General features: G+C 62.0%; 2 protein-coding genes. Both read right to left on the bottom strand.

Annotation, left to right across the window (positions count from 1 at the left end; all coding sequences use genetic code 11):
• On the bottom strand, positions 1 to 177 hold a 177-nt coding region (locus AB1462_RS31370), incomplete at its 3' end, for a proton-translocating transhydrogenase family protein (protein ID WP_367248946.1).
• A gap of 15 nt (positions 178 to 192) precedes the next feature.
• Positions 193 to 1,314, bottom strand: coding sequence for a Re/Si-specific NAD(P)(+) transhydrogenase subunit alpha (locus AB1462_RS31365; RefSeq protein WP_090401237.1), 1,122 nt, complete (start codon positions 1,312 to 1,314; stop codon positions 193 to 195).

Here is a 1,314-nt window from a genome sequence, read left to right as displayed (position 1 = left end):
GGTCAGCGCTGCCGCGAGCATGGCGCCGACAATCACAATCGCCGAAATGGCGTTGGTCACTGCCATCAGCGGCGTGTGCAGTGCGGGGGTTACGTTCCAGACCACGTGGTAACCGACATAAATCGCCAGCACAAAGATGATCAGGTTGTAGATACCGGGGGAGATAAGCTCTTCCATCGTCTGAATCCCTGCTTAGGCGTTTTTGCGGATGACTTGGCCGTCGCGGCACATCAGGCACGCGGCGACGATGTCGTCTTCGAGGTTGATTTCAAACTGCCCTTCCTTGTTGAAGACCAGCTTCAGGAAGTCCAGCAGGTTGCGCGCATACAAGGCCGATGCATCGGCGGCGACCGCGCCGGCCAGGTTGGTCGGGCCGCAGATGATCACGCCGTTCTCAACCACCACCTGATCGGCGACGGTCAGCGGGCAGTTGCCACCCTGGGCAGCGGCGAGGTCAATGACCACCGAGCCGGGCTTCATCTGCGCGACAGTGTCGGCGCTGAGCAAGGTCGGCGCTTTACGGCCGGGGATCAGGGCGGTAGTGATGACAATATCGGCTTGCTTGGCGCGCTCATGCACGGCCAGGGCCTGGCGTTGCATCCAGCTGGTCGGCATCGGGCGGGCGTAACCGCCTACACCGACGGCGCATTCACGCTCTTCGTCAGTTTCGTATGGCACGTCGACGAATTTGGCGCCGAGGGATTCGATCTGCTCTTTTACCGCGGGGCGCACGTCGGATGCTTCGATCACTGCGCCCAGGCGTTTCGCCGTGGCGATGGCTTGAAGGCCTGCCACACCGGCGCCGAGGATCAGCACGCGCGCGGCTTTGACGGTGCCTGCGGCGGTCATCAGCATCGGCATGAAGCGCGGGTAATGATGGGCGGCCAGCAACACGGCTTTATAGCCGGCGATGTTGGCCTGGGAAGACAGCACGTCGAGGCTCTGGGCGCGCGAGGTACGTGGAGCCGCTTCCAGCGCGAAGGCAGTGATGCCCTGCTCGGCCAGCTTGGCAATGGTTTCGTTGCTGAACGGATTGAGCATGCCCACCAACACGGTGCCGCTTTTGATCAGCGCCAGCTCGCTGTCGCTGGGGGCGACCACCTTTAGGATCAGCTCGGCGCCAAACGCATCGCTGGCACTGCCAATGGTTGCGCCTGCCGTTTCATAGGCACTGTCGACGATGCTGGCTTTGATACCGGCTCCGCTTTGAACAGTGACCTTATGGCCCTGGCCGATCAGCTTCTTGATGGTTTCCGGGGTGGCAGCCACCCGCGTTTCACCGGTCTGGGTTTCGAGAGGAACACCAATGTGCAC

Source organism: Pseudomonas sp. SB113 (assembly GCF_040754745.1).
Classification (GTDB): Bacteria; Pseudomonadota; Gammaproteobacteria; order Pseudomonadales; family Pseudomonadaceae; genus Aquipseudomonas; species Aquipseudomonas grimontii.
The sequence above is the reverse complement of the archived record's forward strand: the minus strand, read 5'-3'. Positions and strand labels throughout refer to the sequence as shown.